The 20,988-nt window shown below is 71.2% G+C and carries 21 protein-coding genes and 1 tRNA gene; 11 read left to right on the top strand and 11 right to left on the bottom strand.

What is annotated here, in order from left to right; all coding sequences use genetic code 11:
- Positions 1-8 precede the first annotated feature (8 nt).
- Positions 9-1,424, top strand: a complete 1,416-nt coding sequence (gene cysS / locus IEY96_RS26830) for a cysteine--tRNA ligase (RefSeq protein WP_189197599.1) — start codon at positions 9-11, stop codon at positions 1,422-1,424.
- Positions 1,424-2,542, top strand: coding sequence for a 23S rRNA (guanosine(2251)-2'-O)-methyltransferase RlmB (gene rlmB, locus IEY96_RS26825; protein ID WP_189197598.1), 1,119 nt, complete (start codon positions 1,424-1,426; stop codon positions 2,540-2,542). Before cysS ends, rlmB begins: the two co-directional genes overlap by 1 nt.
- Before the next feature lie 58 nt (positions 2,543-2,600).
- Here the strand turns inward: rlmB and IEY96_RS26820 are convergent, their stop codons facing one another.
- Complete coding sequence (locus tag IEY96_RS26820) at positions 2,601-3,692, bottom strand: ABC transporter ATP-binding protein (RefSeq protein WP_107076049.1); 1,092 nt, start codon at positions 3,690-3,692, stop codon at positions 2,601-2,603.
- A 366-nt stretch (positions 3,693-4,058) separates the two neighbouring features.
- On the opposite strand from IEY96_RS26820, the gene IEY96_RS26815 reads away from it, so the two are divergent.
- From IEY96_RS26815 to IEY96_RS26805, 3 genes are all read left to right on the top strand, one after another.
- A tRNA-Thr gene (locus IEY96_RS26815) sits at positions 4,059-4,135 on the top strand.
- A 130-nt stretch (positions 4,136-4,265) separates the two neighbouring features.
- Positions 4,266-4,751 (top strand): hypothetical protein, encoded by a 486-nt coding sequence (locus IEY96_RS26810; RefSeq protein WP_189197597.1) that lies wholly within the window; start codon positions 4,266-4,268, stop codon positions 4,749-4,751.
- A gap of 20 nt (positions 4,752-4,771) precedes the next feature.
- On the top strand, positions 4,772-5,119 hold the full coding sequence (locus tag IEY96_RS26805; protein ID WP_189197596.1) for a zinc finger domain-containing protein: 348 nt from the start codon (positions 4,772-4,774) through the stop codon (positions 5,117-5,119).
- 218 nt (positions 5,120-5,337) lie between these two features.
- Here IEY96_RS26805 and IEY96_RS26800 read toward each other — a convergent pair whose 3' ends face one another.
- The 7 genes from IEY96_RS26800 to IEY96_RS26770 form a co-directional block, all read right to left on the bottom strand.
- Entirely contained in the window at positions 5,338-6,486 is a 1,149-nt protein-coding gene (locus tag IEY96_RS26800) for an epoxide hydrolase family protein (RefSeq protein ID WP_189197595.1), read from the bottom strand.
- Between the two features lie 328 nt (positions 6,487-6,814).
- Positions 6,815-7,285 carry a DUF3618 domain-containing protein gene (locus tag IEY96_RS26795; protein WP_189197594.1) on the bottom strand — a complete coding sequence of 157 codons (471 nt, stop codon included), beginning with the start codon at positions 7,283-7,285 and terminating at the stop codon, positions 6,815-6,817.
- Positions 7,282-7,713 carry a phage holin family protein gene (locus IEY96_RS26790; RefSeq protein WP_189197593.1) on the bottom strand — a complete coding sequence of 144 codons (432 nt, stop codon included), beginning with the start codon at positions 7,711-7,713 and terminating at the stop codon, positions 7,282-7,284. Before IEY96_RS26790 ends, IEY96_RS26795 begins: the two co-directional genes overlap by 4 nt.
- Before the next feature lie 600 nt (positions 7,714-8,313).
- Positions 8,314-8,484: a hypothetical protein gene (locus IEY96_RS26785; protein ID WP_229791932.1), complete on the bottom strand. Its 171-nt coding sequence runs from the start codon at positions 8,482-8,484 to the stop codon at positions 8,314-8,316.
- A 32-nt stretch (positions 8,485-8,516) separates the two neighbouring features.
- On the bottom strand, positions 8,517-10,670 hold the full coding sequence (locus tag IEY96_RS26780; protein ID WP_189197592.1) for an amylo-alpha-1,6-glucosidase: 2,154 nt from the start codon (positions 10,668-10,670) through the stop codon (positions 8,517-8,519).
- Between the two features lie 71 nt (positions 10,671-10,741).
- The gene (locus IEY96_RS26775; protein WP_229791931.1) at positions 10,742-11,497 is read right to left on the bottom strand and encodes a TMEM175 family protein; all 756 of its coding nucleotides are present in this window, start codon (positions 11,495-11,497) and stop codon (positions 10,742-10,744) included.
- Between the two features lie 64 nt (positions 11,498-11,561).
- Positions 11,562-12,026, bottom strand: coding sequence for a carboxymuconolactone decarboxylase family protein (locus IEY96_RS26770; RefSeq protein WP_189197591.1), 465 nt, complete (start codon positions 12,024-12,026; stop codon positions 11,562-11,564).
- Between the two features lie 143 nt (positions 12,027-12,169).
- Here IEY96_RS26770 and IEY96_RS26765 point away from each other — a divergent pair, with 143 nt between their 5' ends.
- Positions 12,170-13,036, top strand: coding sequence for a sigma-70 family RNA polymerase sigma factor (locus tag IEY96_RS26765; protein ID WP_229791930.1), 867 nt, complete (start codon positions 12,170-12,172; stop codon positions 13,034-13,036).
- On the top strand, positions 13,033-13,461 hold the full coding sequence (locus IEY96_RS26760; RefSeq protein ID WP_189197589.1) for a helix-turn-helix domain-containing protein: 429 nt from the start codon (positions 13,033-13,035) through the stop codon (positions 13,459-13,461). Before IEY96_RS26765 ends, IEY96_RS26760 begins: the two co-directional genes overlap by 4 nt.
- Here IEY96_RS26760 and IEY96_RS26755 read toward each other — a convergent pair.
- Positions 13,430-15,313, bottom strand: coding sequence for a hypothetical protein (locus IEY96_RS26755; protein WP_189197588.1), 1,884 nt, complete (start codon positions 15,311-15,313; stop codon positions 13,430-13,432). The genes IEY96_RS26760 and IEY96_RS26755 overlap by 32 nt on opposite strands.
- Before the next feature lie 194 nt (positions 15,314-15,507).
- On the opposite strand from IEY96_RS26755, the gene IEY96_RS26750 reads away from it, so the two are divergent.
- Positions 15,508-15,927 carry a VOC family protein gene (locus IEY96_RS26750; RefSeq protein ID WP_148431003.1) on the top strand — a complete coding sequence of 140 codons (420 nt, stop codon included), beginning with the start codon at positions 15,508-15,510 and terminating at the stop codon, positions 15,925-15,927.
- A gap of 67 nt (positions 15,928-15,994) precedes the next feature.
- Positions 15,995-16,606: a histidine phosphatase family protein gene (locus tag IEY96_RS26745; RefSeq protein WP_189197587.1), complete on the top strand. Its 612-nt coding sequence runs from the start codon at positions 15,995-15,997 to the stop codon at positions 16,604-16,606.
- Positions 16,607-16,698: 92 nt separating this feature from the next.
- Here IEY96_RS26745 and IEY96_RS26740 read toward each other — a convergent pair whose 3' ends face one another.
- Positions 16,699-17,358: a type 1 glutamine amidotransferase domain-containing protein gene (locus tag IEY96_RS26740; RefSeq protein WP_229791929.1), complete on the bottom strand. Its 660-nt coding sequence runs from the start codon at positions 17,356-17,358 to the stop codon at positions 16,699-16,701.
- A gap of 72 nt (positions 17,359-17,430) precedes the next feature.
- On the opposite strand from IEY96_RS26740, the gene IEY96_RS26735 reads away from it, so the two are divergent.
- Positions 17,431-18,315 (top strand): LysR family transcriptional regulator, encoded by an 885-nt coding sequence (locus IEY96_RS26735; RefSeq protein WP_189197585.1) that lies wholly within the window; start codon positions 17,431-17,433, stop codon positions 18,313-18,315.
- A 9-nt stretch (positions 18,316-18,324) separates the two neighbouring features.
- Here the strand turns inward: IEY96_RS26735 and IEY96_RS26730 are convergent, their stop codons facing one another.
- A complete protein-coding gene (locus tag IEY96_RS26730) occupies positions 18,325-18,786 on the bottom strand; it encodes a protealysin inhibitor emfourin (RefSeq protein WP_189197584.1) in 462 nt (153 codons plus the stop codon).
- A gap of 171 nt (positions 18,787-18,957) precedes the next feature.
- On the opposite strand from IEY96_RS26730, the gene IEY96_RS26725 reads away from it, so the two are divergent.
- Positions 18,958-20,988: M4 family metallopeptidase (locus IEY96_RS26725; protein ID WP_189197583.1), on the top strand; the 2,031-nt coding region annotated here is incomplete at its 3' end.

Here is a 20,988-nt window from a genome sequence, read left to right as displayed (position 1 = left end):
CTTGTACGGTGACGCTACGCCTGTATGACACCGCCACCCGTTCGGTGCGGGACTTCGTCCCGCGGGAAGCCGGCAAGGTGGGGGTCTACCTGTGTGGTCTCACCCTCCAGGCCCCGCCGCACATCGGCCACCTTCGTTCCGGTGTCAACTACGACGTGCTGCGCCGCTGGCTCACCGCCTCCGGTTTCGAGGTCACCTTCATCCGCAACCTGACCGACATCGACGACAAGATCCTGGTCAAGGCGATGGAGCAGGAGCGGCCGTTCTGGTCGATCGCGTACGCCAACGAGCAGATCCTGGCCGACTCCTACCGGGCGCTGAACGTGCTGCCGCCGACCTACGAGCCGCGGGCCACCGGGCACATCCCGGAGATGCACGAGCTGATCGCCCGGCTGATCGAGACCGGGCACGCCTACCCGGCCACCGACGGCTCCGGCGACGTCTACTTCGACGTGGCCTCCTGGCCGGCGTACGGGTCGCTGTCGGGCCAGTCGCCGGAGGACATGCAGTCCGCCGGGGACGCCCCGGACCGGGGCAAGCGCGACCCGCGCGACTTCGCGCTCTGGAAGGGCGCCAAGCCGGACGAGCCGGCCGACGCCTACTGGCCGTCGCCGTGGGGCCGTGGCCGGCCCGGCTGGCACATCGAGTGCTCGGCGATGTGCTGGCGCTACCTGGGCCCGGAGTTCGACATCCACGGCGGCGGGCTCGACCTGACCTTCCCGCACCACGAGAACGAGATCGCCCAGTCGCAGGCCGCGGACCTGCCGTTCGCCCGCTACTGGGTGCACCACGGCCTGCTCGGCATCGGCGGCACCAAGATGGGCAAGTCGCTGGGGAACACCCTCGACCTCGACTACGTGGCGTCCCTCGGCGTGCGCCCGGTGGAGCTGCGCTACTACTACGCCGCGGCCCACTACCGGTCCCGCATCGACTACTCGGAGGATGCGCTGCGGGAGGCCGCGGTCGCCTACCGGCGGATCGAGGGCTTCGTGCAGCGGGCCGCCGAGCGGGTCGGCGCCGGGCAGCCGGGCGAGCTGCCGGCGGGCTTCGTCGCGGCGATGGACGACGACCTCAACACCTCGGCCGCCCTGGCCGTGCTGCACGAGGTGGTCCGGGACGGGAACACCGCGCTGACCGCCGGCGACGATGTGACCGTCCGCACGACGCTCGCCGCCACCCGCGGGATGCTGGATATCCTGGGCGTTGACCCCCTGGACCCGGCCTGGACCGGCGGTGGCCGCGCGGACGACCTGCGCGGCGTGGTGGACTCCCTGATCGCGCTCGCCCTGGAGCAGCGCGCCCAGGCCCGCAGCCGCAAGGACTGGGCCGCCGCCGACGCCGTACGCGACCAGCTCAAGCAGGCCGGCGTGGTCGTCGAGGACACCCCCCAGGGCCCGCGTTGGACTATTGGAGAGCAGGACTGATGGCCGGCAACTCGCAGCGCCGTGGCCGGCGACTGACGCCGAAGGCGGGTGCCCCGAAGGGCTCCGGCGGCAAGAACAAGGACTCCCTCGCCGGCCGGGGCCGTACCCTCCCCGCCGACGAGCGGCCCTGGCACAAGGCGTACTCGGGCACCGAGAAGCTGCCCCAGCGCACCGCTTGGAAGCAGGACAAGGAGCGCCGCGCGGCGGCCGAGGAGGGGCGTGCCCCCAAGATCGGCCAGCCGGGCAGCAAGGACACCACCTGGGGCAAGGGTGGGGGCCGGGGCGTTCCCGCCGCGAAGGGTCGCGGCGGCAAGCCCGCCGGCCGGTCCGGGCCGCGGGTCGCACCCGGCCGCAAGGCGAACCCGGCCAAGGACACCCCGGAGCTGCTGGTCGGGCGTAACCCGGTGCTGGAGTCGCTGCGCGCGCAGGTCCCGGCGACCGCCCTCTACACCGCCCAGGGCATCGAGATCGACGACCGGGTCAACGAGATCGTCCGCACCGCCGCCGACCGGGGCATCGCGATCCTCGAGATCAGCCGGGCCGAGCTGGACCGGATGACCGGCGGCGTGCTGCACCAGGGCGTGGGCCTCCAGGTGCCGCCGTTCGCCTACGAGCCGTTCGAGGACCTGATGGCGGCGTCGCTGGAGCAGGCCGCCCCGCTGCTGGTCGCGCTCGACGGGGTCACCGACCCGCGCAACCTCGGCGCGGTCATCCGGTCGGCAGCCGCGTTCGGCGCGCAGGGCGTCTTCGTACCCGAGCGGCGGGCCGCCGGGATCACCGCGACCGCCTGGCGGACCAGCGCCGGCGCGGCCGCGCGGGTGCCGGTCGCCCAGGTCACCAACCTGACCCGGTCGCTCAAGGCGTGCAAGGACGCCGGCTTCATCGTGGTCGGCCTCGACGCCGACGGGCAGACCGACCTCTACGACCTGGAGGCCGCGGTCGGCCCGCTGGTCGTGGTGGTCGGCTCGGAGGGGCGCGGGCTGTCCCGCCTGGTCGGCGAGACCTGCGACCTGACCGTGAGCATCCCGATGGTCTCCGACGTCGAGTCGCTCAACGCCAGCGTCGCCGCGGCGGTCACCCTCGCCGAGGTCGCCCGCCGCCGCGCCGCCGAGGCGTAACGACGGCACGAAGAAGGGGCGGTCCGCCGTGGCGGGCCGCCCCTTCTTTTCGCGTACGTCAGATCCGGTTGCCGGTGGCGGCGTGGAAGACGTGGCTGCGGCCGGTGCGCGGCTTGACGAACACGGTGTCGCCCATGTTCGGCATGGTGCGCCGGTCGGTGCGGACCACGAACCGCTCGTTGTGGCCCTCGAGCGCGGCGTGGCCGTAGACGTTGGCGTCGGAGCCCAGGTCCTCGACCAGCTCGACCACGACCGGCATGCCGCCCTCGGTCGGGCTGACCAGGTCGCAGTCCTCCGGACGGAAGCCGACGGTCACCTTGCCGTCGCCGCCCTCGGCGCGGGCCGCCTCGACCTGCTCCCGGGTCAGCGGCACGTTCAGCTCGGCGAACGCGGCGCCGTGCTCGGTCAGCGGCACGGTCTTGATGTTCATGGCGGGGGAGCCCATGAAGCCCGCGACGAAGACGTTGGCCGGGGTGTCGTAGAGCGCCCGCGGGGTGTCCACCTGCTGGAGGACGCCGTCGAGCATGACCGCGACCCGGTGACCCATGGTCATGGCCTCGACCTGGTCGTGGGTGACGTAGACCGTGGTGACGCCCAGCTTGGCCTGGAGCGACGCGATCTGCGTACGGGTCTGCACCCGGAGCTTGGCGTCGAGGTTCGACAGCGGCTCGTCCATGAGGAAGACCTGCGGCTCGCGGACGATCGCGCGGCCCATGGCGACCCGCTGGCGCTGGCCACCGGAGAGCGCCTTCGGCTTGCGGCTGAGGAACTCCTCCAGCTGGAGCAGCCCGGCCGCCTCCTTGACCCGCCGGTCGATCTCCGACTTGGAGGTCTTGCGGAGCTTGAGGGCGAACGCCATGTTCTCGTACACCGTCATGTGCGGGTAGAGGGCGTAGTTCTGGAAGACCATCGCGATGTCGCGGGCCTTCGGCGGGAGGTGGGTGACGTCCCGGTCGTCGATGTAGATCGCGCCGTCGTCGACGTCCTCCAGGCCGGCGAGCATCCGGAGGCTGGTGGACTTGCCGCAACCCGACGGGCCGACCAGGACGAGGAACTCGCCGTCGCCGATCTGGAGGTCGAGCTGGTTGACCGCGGGGCGTTCGGTGCCCGGGTAGATCCGGGACGCCTTCGCGTAGGTGACCGTAGCCATGGTGAAGCGCTTCCTTTCACCGGCAGGAACGTGCCGGACGATCCGAGTGGAAGGAGCGACCGGCACGCCAGGTGCCGGCCAACGGGCGGTCGACCGGGCAGCCGAGGCCAACCGGACTGTCGTCCGTGTCACTGCACCGTAAACGGCTTTGGCGAGCCTGCCAAGACGGGAGGCGGCCGGTGGGACGGACCGCATACGGCATAACGGTCACTCGGGCACGGCGAGGTATCAATCTCCACGGTCGTGGCCGCGCTCGGCCATCGATCCGTTGGCCCGGAGGTCAGGAAATTGACGTTTTCCGTGCTAGGGAGCCCTGCCGAACGGGATTTTCGGCCACCGGTCGCTATGCTGACGACTGCACCACGCGCCCCTGTAGCTCAGCTGGCCAGAGCACTCGCCTTGTAAGCGAGATGTCGCCGGTTCGATCCCGGCCGGGGGCTCCAATTCCATCAGGCATTTCGCGGCGGTGGCCGTCGCGAGACGGCCCGATGACAGCAACGCGGTTCATGACAGCCGCCCGTCGAGCTTGCCGAGCGCCCGGGCGGACACCTGCCGTTGACGAGCTGCCGCCACGTGCCGGTCTTCTACCACCGCCGACAAGACCTGTTCGTGCTGTCCACGGCCGTGCTGCTGAGCGCCCTGCTCCTGCGTGGTCGGGTGCACACCCACCCATGGGTGCTGCCGCTGTTCCTACCCCCGATAGCGTTCGTGCTGCTCCGCCTCGTCGTGCCGCATCCCAACGGCGTCGTACAGGCCGTCGATCGCGTGCTGGTCGTCGCTTCCTTCGTCCTGCTGCCGTTCGTCACGGCCATCGTGGTACGGCTACTCGCACCCCGCTACTTCACGCTCCCGGCCTACCTCCCGGTGCGCCGGTGGTCGGCCTCGTGTCGGACGGCCTCTGTGAGGTCGCGCCAGGTACCCGCCGAGGTCTTCATCCGGTCAACCATCGACCGGGCGGCTGGTTCCATCCAAGGGGGCCCGCTGCACGGCTGCGGCCCTGGTTGGGTGCTCACCGAAGCGGTTGGCGGGTCTTCGTGGCCTGGGGTTTTGCTCACCTGAGGGCGGGGAGACTGGGGCGCGTGGAGCATCCGGAGGAGTCCCCCGAGAGACAGATCGTTCGGGAGCTGAAAGGGCTGAGCAGGGAGCAGGCTGGGCTGTGGTTCTGGTCCGCCTTGCAATACATAACGGACGCCGCAGCCGTCCATCGCGACGAGGAGCTGTACCGGGCCGCCCGCAAGATGGCCATGGCCGCTTTGTCGCAGGGCATCCCGTTGCCGTTCAGCGCGAGGTACGTAGTCTGCCCCGTCTGCCATGCCTACCCCGGTCAGAGCTGCATCCACATGCCTGGCCACATCTTGGAGGACGAGCTGCACCCGGAGCGGGCCGAGCGCGGCCGGAAGCTGCGCGAGTTGATGAGAACTGAGTGACCGAGGCAGTCCACTGCTCGTCCATCACGCTCAACTCCACCAACACTTGGGTGTCACGCAGGCCCTGGGACCGATCTGCCACGCAGATCCCGAGACCGGACGGCGGGCTGCCGGCGTGTCTAGTCCCACCACATGCTTGACGAATCCGTCCCAGGACATGCATGACATCGGACGTTGGAAGTGGGAGCCGGGCCGATGTGGCCCGGCTCCCTTGCTGATCAGTACGGGCGGAGCGACGTGAAGAACTGCCTCAGTTCGCGGGCGAGCAGGTCCGGTTCTTCCAGCGGCATGAAGTGCCCACCCCTACCTGGTTCGCTCCAGTGCCGGATGTCGGTGCAGGCGCGTTCGGCGATCTCGCGCGGGAAGTTGGCCATCGACGGTTCGGTGCTCACCGTGAACGCGGCCGGCACGGTGATGTCGGGCCGCGGACTGTTGTGGTGGAAGTCGAAGTACTGCCGGAACGAGGAGCCGATCGTGCCGCTCGCCCAGTACAGGGTGATGATCGTCAGCAGGGTGTCCCGGTCGAAGCGGCTTTCCAGGTTTCCGTGGTTGTCGCTCCAGTCCCGGTACTTGTCGACGAGCCAGGCGGCCAGTCCGACCGGCGAGTCGACCAGCGCCGCGGCGATGGTGTCCGGCCGGGTGCCCATGATGGCGCTGTAGCCGCCATCGGTCTGGTCGTAAACCGCTTCGGCATCAAGAAACGCCTGTTCGGCGGGGGACAGCGGGTGGGAGTCGAAACTGGCCGGGAACGGTGGATGGATCATGTGAATGCCGACCACCTGCTCGGGGTACAGAGCGCCGAGCCAGCCGGTGACCACGCCACCGACGTCGCCGCCGAAGGCGCCGTAGCGCTGGTAGCCGAGGACGTCGGTCATCAACAGGTGCAACGTCCGCGCCATCGCGGCGCGGGTGAGCGGGCCCTTCGGCAGCTCCGAGTAGAGGAAACCGGGCAGGGAGGGCACCACCACGTCGAACGCGTCGGCGGGGTCGCCCCTGTACTTCGCGGGGTTGGTCAGACGGTCGACCAGCGGCAACATCTCCACGAAGCTGCTGGGCCAGCCGTGACTCAGGATCAGCGGCAGCGCTGGCGAGCCTGCCGGGCGCACCCCGGGCACGCGAAGGAAGTGCATGCGCCGGCCGTCGATCTGGGTCTGGAAATGGGGCAATGCGTTGAGTTCGGCTTCGCGGGCCCGCCAGTCGAACGTATCGATCCAGTAGGAGACCAGATGCCGCAGGTAATCGGGGTCCGTGCCGGCCTGCCACGGCCGATCGCCACTGCGGTCCGTGAAGCGGGTACGGGCCAGCCTAGCCCGCAGGTCGTCGAGTACAACGTCCGATACGTCGATACGAAACGGGGAGAAGGTCATTGTTCCTCCGGTTAGGAGGGCGCTCCCCGACGCGGAGGTCAGCGGACAGGGATGGCCGGGTGGAGCGCCCAGACGTGACTTTGGGTTCTCACCGGGCTCACCTCCCCTCATCGCTGACAGCGGTCACCATACACGCCATCTTCTGCCGCGATGCCCGCCCCCTTGCGGACGGTGAAGGCTTCCGCGACGCGCATTGAGGATCATGTCGGGCATCTGGTGGGACGCGAGTGTCAAGCATGTCCCGTGACGGGACACGGCCAGCTGGCGGCGAAGGCCAAGGCCAGGTCGAAGAAAACCACACCCTCACGGGTCGCAGCGGCGCTGTTGGTCATCTCGTCCGGCGGCGTCGGTAGGCCACGACCGTGAGGGCGGCTGCGGCGCCGGCGGCCGCGAGGACCGGCAGGGGTTTGGCGCGTACCGCGGTGCCGACCTTCGCTGTCATGGCACGGGCGGAGGTTACCTCGGTGGACTCGGTCTTGCCGGTGGTCTGGGCACCGGCTTGGGCGGAGCCGCGTGCCTTGGTCATGGCCTGACGGGTCTTCTGCTTGGCGGTCGCGGCCCGCCGGGAGGCTTTCTGGCTCACCGTGCGGAACCTCTGCGTTGCCGAGGTCTTCGCTGACTGGCTGGCTGTGGTCAAGCGCTGCCGGAGTCCACCGGCCGCTGAGGTGGCCTTGCCGCCGAGGCGGGTCTTGACGTCGGTCTTGGCTGCCAGAGCGGCGACGGTTTCCCCCAGCTCCGCCCGCGTGTGCTGGATGTCCTGCCGAACTTTGTCCGGCTCGCTTGGGCTTGCCGTGCTCATGGTCGCCTCCGACCTGCCGCGCCGCGTATCGTCTCGATGTCTGCTTGCACGCTGTCCCTGGTCGCCGTGGGCGTGGCTGGCATGGCCTTGGTGACCTGCTTTTTTCCGCGTCGTGCCGCTACTGCTGCGGCGATGAACAGGACGACGGCGACGATGAGGGCAGCCAGCGCGTCCGGCATGAACGCGCCCAGGGTCAGCACCACTGCGGCGACGACGGCACCGACGCCGTAAAAGCCGAGCATGGCGCCGCCGCCGAGCAACCCGGCGCCCATGCCGGCCCGCTTGCCCTTCGCGGTCATCTCCGCACGTGCCATCGTCAGCTCGTCCCGAACCAGTCGGGTGATCTGTTCGGTGGCGCGCTGCACCAGCTCAGCGACCGGCGTGTCAGCAGAGGCGGCACCAGAGCTGCCGCTGGAATCTTCTGGCATACGTGCCTCACTAGTTTTGACGTACCGGAATGGCCAGCGATGCCGGCGACGGTGATGTGGTTGGGCAAGTCCGACTGCTGCGGCGGGACCAGGTCAGCCCTGCTGCACCACTGGCGACCTCACTGAGCCCGGCGAGGGTTCGTCGGATCGCCAGCCCAGAGGCGGCAAGGCGGTGCCTGCCAGATGGCCGGGGACATCAACCGCCGGGAATTCACCCGCCTGCCTGCGACGTCGCAGTGTCAGCGCGCCGATCGCCCCGGTCAGCGCCCCCACCCCGAACGCAAGGACCAACGCTTGCCGAATGCTTGAGTGGCTCCTGCGTCTCGTGATCGCTCCCTGAACCCAACGTGTCCGCATGGCCCTGATTGTCCGACTCAACCGCAGAGGCCATGAAGCTAATCGACAGACTTATATGGCACCCGCACAAGCCTCGCTCGGGGTTGGCCGCCGACGTCAAGCAACTCGGTGGCAAGTGCTCAGAGGCGCCGGCCGCCCAACGTCAGCCGTCGGTTGCTTCGGTCCGCATCGCCCTGCGGGCCGGCCTGGCGTCGCCGGCGGAGCGGTGGCCGCCGCGAGACGGCCCGATGACAGCGACGCGGTTCATGACAGCCGCCCGTCCAGCTTGCCGAGCGCCTGACGCATGGCATCAAGGTTGGCGTGGGCGTAGACCTTGTGGTCCTCCCAGACCTCGGCGAGGGCAGCCCGTTCGGCCTGCTGGCGCTCCTGGTGCTCAAGCAGAGCGAGCCAGATGACCTCGGGCAGCGGCAACACCGCCTCCGAGTCCTCGTGGCCGGTGTGACCGGTCAGGGCTCGGCCAGCCGGACGTATCCGGCGGAGCCCACCGCCTCGACGTCCCAGTGCCGACCGAACGCCCGCACCCCGTTGATCATGATCCGTCCGATCTCCTCGGGGACCTGCGGGTCGACCACCAGCTTGCCGTTGACCGCATCGAGGCCGAGCATGCTCCGGAGGAAGTTCAGCGGCGCGCCTGCCGCCCAGGCCTGCGGGCTGCACGCGGTGGGGTACTGCACCGGCCAGGTTGAGCGCGCCCGTTGATAGCCGGCGATCGCCTCCGGCAGTCGGAAACTGAACGCCTTCGCCGCCTCCAACAGCGCCAGGGAGACCCGGTTCGCCTCCTCCCGGTATCCGTAGCGTGCCATTCCGAGCACCGCGATGGAGTTGTCGTGCGGCCACACCGTGCCCAGGTGGTATCCGATCGGGTTGTACGCCGCCTCGTCCATCGACAGGGTGCGGATCCCCCAACCGGAGAACATCGAGTCCGCCATCAACTGCCGCACCACCTGCCCGGCGCGTTCCTCCGGCACGATCCCACTCCACAGCAGGTGCCCGACGTTGGAGGTGATGGAATCGATCCGGTTCTTGTCACCGTCGATCCCGACGGCGTAGTACCCACCCCGCTCCTCCACCCAGAAGTCCCGGTTGAACGCAGCCCGGAGCCGCTCGGCGTCCGCGCGCAGGCGCCGTGCCAGGTCAGGATCACCGAAGGGACCCTCGGCCAACTCAGCAAGGCGCAGTTTCGCGTCGTACGTGTAGCCCTGGATCTCACATGTGGCGATCGGCAGCACCGGCAACCGGCCGTCGGAGAACCGGACCCCGTCCCACGAGTCACGCCAGCACTGGTTGCCCAGCCCCTCCGGGGACCGGGTCAGGTACTCGACGTAGCCGTCGCCGTCGCGGTCGCCGTACCGGTCGATCCACTCGAGCGCGGCCAGGGCGTTGGGGCGCAGCGACCGGACCAGTTCGTCGTCGCCGGTGAACCGCCAGTACTCGGAGAGCAGAATGAGCCAGAGCTGGGTCGCGTCCGCGGTGCCGTAGTACGGGCTGTAGGGCTTCTGCCCGGTCCGGGTCAACTCGCCGTTGCGCACCTCGTGCAGAATCTTTCCCGGCTCCTCGTCGGTGAAGTCATCGACCTTGCGGCCCTGCAACCCCGCGAGCGCCACCAGGGCCCCCTTGGCCAGGCGCGGGCCGCCGATGAGCGTCTGGTAGGCCGTGATCAGCGTGTCCCGTCCGAAGAAGGTGAGAAACCACGGCAGTCCTGCTGCCGGCAGGGCGACCCGTTGCCCGTTCATTTCGGCTTCCAGACGCAGTGCGACCAGGTCCGTGAGGGTCTGCTCGATGACCTGCTCGAACAGGTCGCTGTCGCTGCTGAATCGCGCGACCACCGAGCGCCACCGGGCGGCAGGATCGACGGCGCTGTGCCGGAAGACGTCCTCGAAGTCGCCGCGCACCGGCTCCACCACCCCCATGCCCGGCGGCAGGGAGACCTTCAGATCGACCCCCCAGTCACCACCGGGCGGGAGGTCGAGCACCCAGACGAAGTCATCACCGTCCACCCGGTCCGGTACTGGCGACCCATGCACCTCGGTCTGGGCGACGAAGTCGCCGGCCTCGTAGCGGAACAGCAATCGACCGCTGTCCGCTCGGTGCCGTCGGGCGATGGCCTCGGTGCGTTCCCGCACGCCGGACTTGATCTCCAGGAGGTCGGCGAAGTCGCTGCCAACCCCCAGCCGCAGCTCGACACGAACGGGCTCGGTGGCTGAGTAGTGCACTTCGATCCGCTCATGCAGGCCCTCACCGAGATAGCGGCGTCGGCGGACGGTGAGGGCGTCCGCCGGCAGGTCCGGCAGTTCCGGATTGGCCAAGTAGAACTCCGCCGAGTAGTGGTCAACCGTCCCGGAGCGGAGAACCAGCAGCGGTGCTCCGTTCACGGTGAGCATCCACCGGTTCAACAACCGGGTGTCGAGATGAACGAGCCCACCAATCGAGCCCGCCGGGATGTCGCCGGTCGGGTCGGAGTACATGAACGTGGCACCACTGAGCACGGCGATCGAACCCGGGTCGAGTTCGGGCGGAAGATCCCGCTGCCGCTCGCCGTTCCGGTGCGCCGCGGCGAGGTGAGGCGTCGGATGCGCAGGCGTCGGACGCTGCTCGGCCATGAATCAACCGTAGGAACGCCGGTCGTGGCCGGTCATCACCCGCTCCGGGTGATTCCACAGGTGCTCCGAAGTCACGAGGCAGCGGATTCTCCACCAGCGCGCTCGCGGGCCCGTTTGATGCTGGCGACCTCGCCCTTGATCGGCCACCAGTAGAACGGAATGAACGCGGCGAGTACCGCCACGCCGAGTACGGGGTGCCAGGCGCCCAGGGCGGTTCCGACGGCGATCCACACGGGTGCCGGCCGGAAGCGCCTGCTGATCGCCGCCGCACTGGCCGAGTCGGTGGCCGGATCCAGCAGGCGGCGGCCGTGCCGCGCGTACTCCCAGATGACGTTGAACAGGATTGCCGCCACCTCGTAGGAGATTCCGTAGAAGACGACGGCGGTTCGCTCCCCCTCACCGGACTCGAACGCGCTGGCCAGGACGGCGGAGGAGAAGGGAAGGAACGCGATCTGCATCAACAGGAGGGTGTTGAAGAGCAGTACCAGGCGATCCGCGGAGCGGATGTGGTCGAACATGACGTGGTGGTTCACCCACATCTGGCCGATGAGCAGGAAGGTGATGAAGTACGCCGCGTATGACGGCCAGAGTTCCCGGAGGCCCTGCCACAGGTGTCGGGTGTCCTCGGGCGGGCGGATCTCCAGGACGAGCAGCGTGACGGCGATGGCAACGACCGCGTCACTGAAGGCGACGACCCGTCTGGGGTCCCGCTCCGCGCCTACCGGAGTGCTGAACCGCTCCTGCATGCCACCTCGGGCCTCCTCGGCGCGAAAATGGTCGAGTCCGAACGTGCCGCCTTTTCCCGCGGTTGCGAGGACCAAACGCACCGGACCCGCTGAGCGTGCCGCGCGGGGCGGAGGTGCGCACACCCCCGCCCCGGACCGGTCGCCGTCAGCCCCAGTTCTGGGGGGCCGGCTGCCGGGTGGTGGCGTTGATCCGGTTGAAGAAGTTGGTGGTGGCGATCCAGAGCACCAGCGCCGCCAGTTCCTTCTCCCCGAAGTGCCTGGCCGCCTCGTCCCACACCTCGTCCGGCACGGCGTCGCCGCGGTCGGCGAGCCGGGTCGCGTGCTCGGCCAGGTCTAGGGCGGCCCGCTCCGCGTCGGTGAAGTACGGCGTCTCGCGCCAGGCGGCCACCGCGAAGAGCCGCTCCTCGGTCTCGCCGTTCTTCCGGGCGCCGCGCGCACCGGAGTCGACGCAGGCGCTGCACCCGTTGATCTGGCTGGCCCGCAGGTGGACAAGTTCCAGGGTGGTGCCCGGCACGCCGGCCGAGTACGCGGACTTGTAGAGCAGGTTGACCGCCTTCACGGCGTCGGGGAGGAGGGCTGCCGGGTTCTGGATGCGAGCCTCGAGAGACATTTTCATCCGTCCTGTCCTGTTAGGCTGGCCGGCGTTCTTCGCGCGGCCGCTGTCGTCGTCCGTCACCGGGATGTCGAGGGCGGGACCGGCGGCGTGACAGATGTGACGGCGGTCACCCGGGGGCCGTGGGGGATGGCGAGGCCGTGAGCGACACCGACCTGTTGGTCCGCAGCTTCGAGGAGCAGCGCCCGCGCCTGCGCGCGGTGGCCCACCGCATGCTCGGTTCCGCCGCCGAGGCCGACGACGCCGTGCAGGACACCTGGCTGCGGCTGAGCCGCGCCGACGTCGACGCCATCGACAACCTGCCCGGGTGGCTGACCACCACGGTCGGCCGGGTCTGCCTGGACCGGCTGCGTTCCGCGAGCAGCCGGCACGAGGAGGCCACCGACGAGGCGGGGGACGGGTCGGCGGGGGAGGTGGTCGGGGGGCGGGATCCGGAGCAGGAGGCGCTGCTCGCCGAGTCGGTCGGCCAGGCGCTCGAGGTGGTGCTGACCACCCTCGGCCCGACCGAGCGGCTGGTGTTCGTGCTGCACGACATGTTCGCCGTCTCCTTCGAGGAGATCGCGCCGGTGGTGGACCGCAGCACCCCGGCGGTCCGGCAGATCGCCAGCCGGGCCCGCCGCCGGGTGCAGACCCGCTCGGCCGACCCGATCGCCGACCCGGCCCGCCAGCGCCGGGTGGTCGAGGCGTTCCTCACCGCGTCCCGGGAGGGTCGCTTCGACGACCTGGTGACCCTCCTCGACCCGTACGTGGTGCTGCGCGCCGACGCCGCCGCGGTGCGGATGGGCGGGTCCGCGGAGTCGCGCGGCTCCTCGGTGGTGGCCGACTTCTTCAACGGCCGCGCCCAGGCCGCCGTGCCCGCGTTCGTGGACGGGCTGCCCGGCGCGGTGGTCGTCGTGGACGGCCGGACCCGCCTCGCGCTCAGCTTCACGGTCACCGACCGGATCATCGGCATCGAGGTGGTGGCCGATCCCGAGCAGCTCCGGGAGCTCGACCTGGTGGTCGGGTGAGCCGGGCGGTCGAGGAGTCGAACCGGGCGATGCTGCGCGCCCGGGACGCCATGGACCGGGCGTACGCGGAGCCGCTCGACGTGCCGGCGTTGGCCCGGATCGCGCACGTCTCGGCGGCGCACTTCATCCGTACCTTCCGGGCCACCTTCGGCGAGACCCCGCACCGCTACCTGCAACGGCGGCGGGTGGAGCGGGCCATGTACCTGCTGGTGCAGACCGACCAGCCGGTCACCGAGATCTGCCACCTGGTCGGCTTCGGCAGCCTCGGCACCTTCAGCCGGACGTTCCGCGACATCGTGGGCGAGTCACCGTCGACCTACCGGCGGCGCAAGGCGACGCCGGTGGCCGCGCCGAGCTGCTTCACCATGGCCTGGATGCGGCCGAGCGCGGCGGTCACCGGCCGCGAACGCGACGACGCACGGTGACCCAGAGCCGGTCGCCGAGCCGGGTCCGCCGGATCCAGCTCAGCGCGGCCAGCCGGCCCTTCGCCGAGGTACGGGGGCGCGGGGGCGCGACGAGCCGGGCGTAGGTGGCTCCGGTGGACGCGCGGGTGGTGCCGGGTTCGAGCCGCTCCGAGGCCACCGCCAGCGCGGTGAACTGCTGGAGGACGCGGGGATCGGGCCGGCCGCCCCGCACCGCCTTGCGCAGCGCCTGCTCCACGACCGGACGGCGCATGAGCCCGGTGAGCGGCCCGTGTGCGGTGTCCAGCAGGTCGGCGACGGCCACCACCCCGTCGCCCTCCCAGACCCGGGCGGCGGTGGACGGCCCGGTGGCGGCGCTGACGAAGGGCACCTCCGCCCACTCCGGCACCAGCCGGGCGATCAGCGCGGTGTGCAGGAGCCGGTCGCGTTTCTGGGCCACGCTGAGGGCGAAGGTGATGGCCACGAAGCCGGGTGCCAGGAACGGGGTGACCATTCCCGTGAGGTAGGCGGAGGTGCACCACCGGCGCATCCGCTCGACCAGGTAGAGGTAGTCGACCAGGTGCTCGTCGCGCGGCCCGAGGCCGCGGGCGTGGGCCAGCACGGCGGTGACCCGGTCCCGTTCGGCGGCCAGCGCCTCGGGCGCCGCGGCGGCGTGCGGCACACCGGCCAGCAGCTTGGCCAGGCCCGCCTGCTCCGGGGTGGGGGCGGGATCGGCGTCGGCCTTCGGGTACCAGTAGCCGACCGCGAGTTCGCCGGCCGCGCCGGTGAGGCTCGCCGCGCGGGTCGCCTCGGGCAGCCGGTCGCGCACGGCCGGGCGGACCAGGTAGGTCGAGGGAAACTGGTGGTCGTGCAGGTCGGCAAGGCGTCGGGCGCGCTCGCGCAGGCCGGTGCCGAGCACGCTGGCCGGGGCGCCGGCGAGCTGGGTCCGGTGGTCCGGGCGCAGTCCCCGCTTCTCCCGGAGGAGCTGCACCAGCCGGCGGGCCACCTCGCCCTCCGCCGGGGTGTCGTCGTTGGTGACCAGCCGGGGCGTGCGGCCGGCGGCGATCAGCGTCGCGGCGATGAGGCGCGAGTCCTTGCCGCCGGAGAGGCCGAGGGTGACCTCGGCGTCGTGCAGCGGGTGCAGGCTGGCCGCGGCGCGGGTCAGGGCGTCGGCCGCCCGGTCCAGCCGCTCGTCCAGCGGCCGTCCCTGGTCGGCGTATCCGCCGCACACCACGTCGTCGGTGGCGTACCGCAGTTCGGTGCCGAGGTGCCAGCCGCCCTCGGCCCGGCGGCGACCGGTGACCCGCTCGCCGGGGCGCATGAGCCGGGTGCCGTCGATCGGCGACAGGTCGCCGCCGAAGTGCCCGCAGAGGGTGTACGAGGTCCAGCCGGCCAGGTCCGGCCGGGCCCTGCGGTGCAGGAACGCGGCGAGCAGGCCGGGGCGGGTGCACCAGGCGCTCACCCCGTCGGCGGCGCCGGTGAACACCCGGGCCATGCCGAGCCAGTCCTGTTGCAGGGCGAACCGGTCCCGGTCCAGCGCCAGCAGCCCGAACGGCGGCACCACCTCGCGGTGCACGTCCTCGCCGGCGAGCAGCCGCGCGGCCAGCGCGGCCGGGCCGGCCGCCGTGTCGAGCCCGACCGGTATGCCCAGGGAGACGGCGGTCACCGGCCCCTCGGTGCCGACCGTCGGCCACCGGTACGCGCCCGGGTCGGCCGGGTGCAGCACCACGACGCCCCAGTCGTCACCGCCGAACTCGTGTCGTCGCCAGGTGTCGGGCACCACCTCGGCGGCGGCCCGCTCGAACCGGTCCGCCCGGGCGGCCCGCACCGGCTCCGGCAGCGGAGCGGCGGCGAACCAGGCAAGCATCACGTGCATCTGCGATCCCTCGGAGTCGCGGGTGGAGCAGTTGCGTGGCCAGCAAGTTAACAATTGATCACGTCGGGGGGTGTCCCGTGTGGACAAACGACGCAGGCCGGACCTCGTTGCGTTCGCCCCGGGCGGCGGCGCGGGGGCGAACCCGTCACTTTTGGATAAGCAGCAGGTCAGCGAGCTGCTCTAGCGTTCCAGGCATGACGATGACCTCGATTTCCCGCTCCCAGATCTACGTCCTCGACCAGGACGAGGCGCTCGACTTCTATGTCGGCAAGCTCGGCCTCGAGGTGAACACCGACCAGGACCTCGGCTTCATGCGGTGGCTCACGGTCAACGTGCCGGGCGACCCGGAGCACGAGATCCTGCTGGAGAAGCCGGGCCCGCCGGCCCTCGACCCGGCCACCGCCGAGCGGGTCCGCGAGCTGCTGACCAAGGGCGCCATGAGCGGCTGGCTCTGCCTCACCACCGACGACGCCCGCAAGTCGTACGAGGACCTGGTGGCCAAGGGTGTGGACGTGACCGACGAGCCGACCGAGCGGCCGTACGGGATCGACTTCGGGATCCGCGACCCGTTCGGCAACCGGATCCGCATCGGCCAGATGCACCCGCGCGCCTGACCGGCGGGACCCCACGGTCGGGAGCGGGCGACTAGTCTCGCCTCTCCCGACCGTGGAGGTGACCCGAGTGCCCAGCCGACTGCTCTACCTGGTCCGGCACGGCGAGCAGGACCAGCCGGAGGAGGAGGCGGACACCGGCCTGTCGGCGCGTGGCCGCCGGCAGGCGACGCTGCTGGGCGAGCGTCTGCGCGGCATCGGGTTCGCCGCCGTCCACCACGGGCCGGCCCGCCGCGCCGCGGAGACCGCCGCGCTGGTCGCGGCCGCGCTGCCGGGTGTCCCGGTGTACGAGGACGACCGGGCCGGGGACCACATGCCGCACGACACCGACCCGGCCGGCCTGCCCGAGGCGTACGCGAGCTTCCTGGCCGGGTTCACCGAGCGCGAGCGGGCCGACGGGCCGCGCGTGACGGCGGAGGCCGTGGCCCGCTTCGCGACCGCGCCCGCCGAGGGCGACGTACGCGAGCTGATCGTCACCCACAACTTCCTGGTCGCCTGGCTGGTCCGGCACGCCCTGGAGGCCCCCGAGCGCCGGTGGATCGGCCTGAACCACCAGAACGCCGGCCTGACGGTCATCCGCTACACCCCCACCGGCCCACCCACCCTGATCGCCCTCAACGACGTCGCCCACCTCCCCCCGGACCTCCGCGCCACCGGCCTGCCCCCGGCCTACCGCATCTGACCCCCCGCCGCCCCGCGGTCGATCATGAGGTTGGCGGCGTCGAAGCGGACATTCGGCACCGGCAACCTCATGATCGCCGAGGCGGGCGTGGGTCAGGCGGAGAGGAGGTCGACGACGGCTCGGGCCAGGGCGCGGGCGGACTGAGGGTTCTGGCCCGTGACCAGGCGGCCGTCGACCACCACCTGCTCGGTGAAGTTGGGCGCCGGGACGTGCTGGGCGCCGGCCTCGGCCAGCTTGTCCGCGAGCAGGAACGGGACCTCCGCGGTGAGGCCGACCGCCGCCTCCTCGTCGTTGGTGAAGCCGGCCACCCGCTTGCCGGCGACCAGGTGCGAGCCGTCGGAGAGCCTCAGGTTCACCAGCGCCGACGGGCCGTGGCAGACGGCGGCCACCACCCCGCCGCGCTCGTAGATCGAGCGGGCGATCCGGGCCAGGTCCGGGTCGTCGGGGAAGTCCCACATGGTGCCGTGGCCGCCGGCGAAGAGAATCACGTCGTATCCGGTCGGGTCGATCCCGGCGGCCTTCGGGGTGTCCGCCACCCCGGCGGTGGCGAGGAAGTCGTTCTGGGTCCTGTCGTTCTCGTCCCGGCCGTCGAGCGGCGGCTGTCCGCCGGCCACCGAGACGAGGTCGACCTGGTAGCCGGCGGCCCGGAAGACCTCCCACGGCTCCGCGGCCTCGCCCACGTAGAAGCCGGTCCGGCGGCCGGTCCGGCCCAGCTCGGAGTGACTGGTCAGCGCGATGAGTGCACGAGTCATGCCGACCATGCTGGCGCGCGGATCCATAGCTGACCAATAGGCGAGGGTGGTACCGGCGATAGGTTTGCTGATGTGAAGGTGTCCCTGGACCTGCTCCGCAGCTTCCTCGCCGTGCACCGGTCGGGGTCGGTCACCGGCGCGGCGGAACTGCTCGGGCTGGCCCAGCCCACGGTGACCGCCCAGCTGCGCGCGCTGGAGGAGGCGATCGGCCGGCCGCTCTTCGAGCGGCTGCCCCGGGGCGTCACCCCGACCGCCGCCGGGAACGAGCTGGCCCGCCGGGTCGCCGACCCGCTGGACCGGCTCGCCGCCGTGCTGGCCGAGGACCCGACCACGGCGTACCCCCGGACCGTGTTCCTCGGTGGGCCGGCCGAGTTCCTCGCCGAGCGTGTGCTGCCGGCGCTGGCCGCCCCGGTCGCCGACGGACTGGAACTGCGCGTCTCGGCCGGGCTGCCGGACCAGCTGGTCGACGACCTGGTGGCCGGGCGGCTCGACCTGGCCGTGACCAGCGTGCGCCCGCGCCGTCGCGGGGTTGTCGTGGAGCCGCTCTACGACGAGGAGTTCGTGCTGGTGGCGGCGCCGGCCTGGGCCGGGCGGCTGCCCGACCCGGTCACCGCCGCGGCGTTGCGCGACGTGCCGCTGGTGGCCTACGGCGAGGAGGCCCCGATCCTGCGCCGGTACTGGCGGACCGTCTTCGACACCCGGCTCACCCGGACGCCCAGCCTGGTCGTGGCGGACCTGCGGGCGGTCCGGGCGGCGGTGGTGGCGGGCGCCGGGGTGAGCGTACTGCCGACCTACCTCTGCCGGGGTGAGCTGGCGTCCGGCGCGCTGCGGGCGCTGCTCGCGCCGCCGGTGCCCCCGCTCAACACGCTCTTCCTGGCGGCCCGGCCCGGGGTGACCGGCCGGCGCGAGATCCAGGCGGTGCGGCGGACGCTGCTGGCGGCGGCGGCCGACTGGTGAGGACCGGGGTCAGCCGGTGGCGCGGGTGAGCAGGTCGACCACGGCGGCCGTGGCGGGCGGCGGGGTGGCCTGGGGTGGGCAGTCCACGTAGCTCGTGGTGGTCGGGCCGACGGTGAGCCGATAGCTGAACGCGTCCGCGCACATGGTCGCCGGGACGGTGACGGTGGCCTCCGCGGCCAGCCGCGAGTCGGCGGCGAGTTGCCGCAGCCGGTGTAGGTCGGCGGCGCTGAGCTGGCCGGTACGGGAGCCGCCCGTCCGGTCGACGCGGGTCCACCGGCCGTCGGGCCGCACCGTGACGGTGTCGTTCAGCCCGACGATGCCGCCGGACTTCGTCAGCACCACGGGCACGCCCGGCCCGGCGGTGGTCGCGGCCGGGCCGGGGGACGCGGGCGCGTCGCCGTTCTGGGCACAGGCGGCGAGCGGGGCGAGAAGCGCGGCGAGGAGGGTCGCCGCGACAGGGGTGGCTCTCATGCCGATCGGACGCACGACGAAGCCACCCGGTTCCGACACGCTCCGTCGCATCGTCCGAACGGTCAGTGTCTCCGGCAGGAAAGCGCTCGCACCCTTTCACGTTCTTCGATGTATCGCTATATCTACATCAGTGACTACCCCCGTCACAACTTCCCCCCTTCAGGAGGGCCCGTGAAGAGATCCCTCGCCGCCGTCAGCGCCGCGCTACTCACCAGTGGCGTGCTGACCTGCGTCACCACCACGGCGCACGCGGCAACCCCGAGCGCCCCGACCCCCGAGTCCGCCGTATCCCGTGCGGACAGCCTGCTCCGCGCCAACCCCGGTGCCGTCCAGGGCGCCAGCGGAGAGGCGTACCAGGCCGTCCGCACGAAGGTGGACCCGTCCGGGGCCACCCACACCCGGTACGCCCGGACCTACCACGGCCTGCGCGTCTACGGCGGCGACTTCGTCGTGCACACGGCACCGAACGGCACGATGGCCGGAACCTCGGTCGGCCTGGCCGCGCCGCTCACGCTGAGCACCACGGCCAAGGTCGGCTCGGCCGCGGCCAAGGCCAGCGCGCGCAAGGCGTTCTCCGGCTCGCTCACCTCGGTGGGCACCCCCGAACTCTTCGTCGACGCCAGCTCCGGCACGGGCCGGCTGGCCTGGGAGACCGTCGCCAGCGGCTGGAAGGCGGACAAGCAGACGCCGTCCAAGCTGCACGTCCTCACCGATGCGACCACCGGCGCAGTGATCGGTTCCTACGACGAGATCGAGACGGTGGTCGGCAGCGGCCAGGGCATCTACACCGGCACGGTCAGCATCGACACGACGCTCTCCGGCAGCACCTACCAGATGGTGGACCCGTCGCACGGCAACGGCCGTACCTGCGACATGAACAACACCACCGGCGGCACCTGCACGACCTTCACCGACCCCGACAACAACTGGGGCAACGGCACCAACTCGAACCGGCAGTCCGCCGGCGTCGACGCCCACTTCGGCGCCGCGAAGACCTTCGACTACTTCAAGAACACGCACGGCCGCAACGGCATCTTCGGCAACGGTGCGGGCGTGCCGAGCCGGGTGCACTACGGCAGCAACTACGTCAACGCCTTCTGGGACGGCTCCCAGATGACCTACGGCGACGGTTCGGGCAACTCCCGCCCGCTGGTCTCGCTCGACGTCGCCGGGCACGAGATGAGCCACGGTGTCACCGAGGCGCTCTCCGGCCTGGTCTACTCCGGTGAGTCCGGCGGCCTCAACGAGGCCACCAGCGACATCTTCGGCAACATGGTGGAGTTCTACGCCGCCGCGCCGAGCGACCCGGGTGACTACCAGGTCGGTGAGAAGATCAACATCAACGGCAACGGTACGCCGCTGCGCTACATGTACAACCCGTCGCTGGACGGCTCGTCCGACTCCTGCTGGTCGACCAGCACCAAGAACAAGGACGTGCACTACTCCTCCGGCGTGGCCAACCACTTCTACTTCAACCTCGCCGAGGGCACCGGCTCCACCGCGTACGGCACGTCGCCGGTCTGCGGCTCGGCTCCGGCCGTGACCGGCATCGGTCGCGCCAAGGCGGAAAAGATCTGGTACCGGGCGCTCGACGTGTACTTCACCTCGAACACCTCGTACGTCAACACCACCACCCCGTCGAACACCGCCCGGGCCTACACCCTCAAGGCGGCGACCGACCTGTACGGCAACTGCTCCACCGAGTACAAGACCGTCCAGGCGGCGTGGACCGCGGTGAACGTGGCCGGCAACGACGCGCCCTGCGGCTCCACCGGCAACGACTTCTCCGTCTCGCTCTCCCCGACCTCCGGCTCGGTGACCGCGGGCGGTTCGGTCTCCACCACCGTCGCCACGGCCACCACCAGCGGGACCGCGCAGACCGTGACGTTCTCCGCGTCCGGCCTGCCGACCGGCGCCACCGCGTCGTTCAGCCCGTCCTCGGTGACCTCCGGCGCCTCGTCCACGCTCACCATCGCCACCACGGCGAGCACCCCGTCCGGCACCTACTCGGTGACGGTCACCGGCGCCGGCTCGGTGAGCCACTCGGCGACCTACACGCTGACCGTGAACGGCACCGGCGGCGGCTGCACCGGGGCCGGCCAGAAGCTCGGCAACCCGGGCTTCGAGTCGGGTAACACCGTGTGGTCGTCCACCTCGGGCGTCATCGGCCAGTACGGCTCCAGCGGCCAGCCGCCGCGTACC

This window comes from Micromonospora fulviviridis (assembly GCF_014648395.1).
Classification (GTDB): Bacteria; Actinomycetota; Actinomycetes; order Mycobacteriales; family Micromonosporaceae; genus Micromonospora; species Micromonospora fulviviridis.
This window is presented reverse-complemented; position numbering and strand designations above follow the sequence as displayed.

Excerpts from the sequence above, each read along its gene's own strand:
- IEY96_RS26740 (WP_229791929.1), bottom strand. The coding sequence starts at position 17,358 with ATGACTCGTGCACTCATCGCGCTGACCAGTCACTCCGAGCTGGGCCGG.
- rlmB (WP_189197598.1), top strand. The coding sequence starts at position 1,424 with ATGGCCGGCAACTCGCAGCGCCGTGGCCGGCGACTGACGCCGAAGGCG.
- IEY96_RS26770 (WP_189197591.1), bottom strand. The coding sequence starts at position 12,026 with ATGTCTCTCGAGGCTCGCATCCAGAACCCGGCAGCCCTCCTCCCCGAC.
- IEY96_RS26795 (WP_189197594.1), bottom strand. The coding sequence starts at position 7,285 with ATGAGCACGGCAAGCCCAAGCGAGCCGGACAAAGTTCGGCAGGACATC.
- IEY96_RS26790 (WP_189197593.1), bottom strand. The coding sequence starts at position 7,713 with ATGCCAGAAGATTCCAGCGGCAGCTCTGGTGCCGCCTCTGCTGACACG.
- IEY96_RS26800 (WP_189197595.1), bottom strand. The coding sequence starts at position 6,486 with ATGACCTTCTCCCCGTTTCGTATCGACGTATCGGACGTTGTACTCGAC.
- IEY96_RS26755 (WP_189197588.1), bottom strand. The coding sequence starts at position 15,313 with ATGCACGTGATGCTTGCCTGGTTCGCCGCCGCTCCGCTGCCGGAGCCG.
- IEY96_RS26820 (WP_107076049.1), bottom strand. The coding sequence starts at position 3,692 with ATGGCTACGGTCACCTACGCGAAGGCGTCCCGGATCTACCCGGGCACC.
- IEY96_RS26780 (WP_189197592.1), bottom strand. The coding sequence starts at position 10,670 with ATGGCCGAGCAGCGTCCGACGCCTGCGCATCCGACGCCTCACCTCGCC.
- IEY96_RS26750 (WP_148431003.1), top strand. The coding sequence starts at position 15,508 with ATGACGATGACCTCGATTTCCCGCTCCCAGATCTACGTCCTCGACCAG.
- IEY96_RS26730 (WP_189197584.1), bottom strand. The coding sequence starts at position 18,786 with ATGAGAGCCACCCCTGTCGCGGCGACCCTCCTCGCCGCGCTTCTCGCC.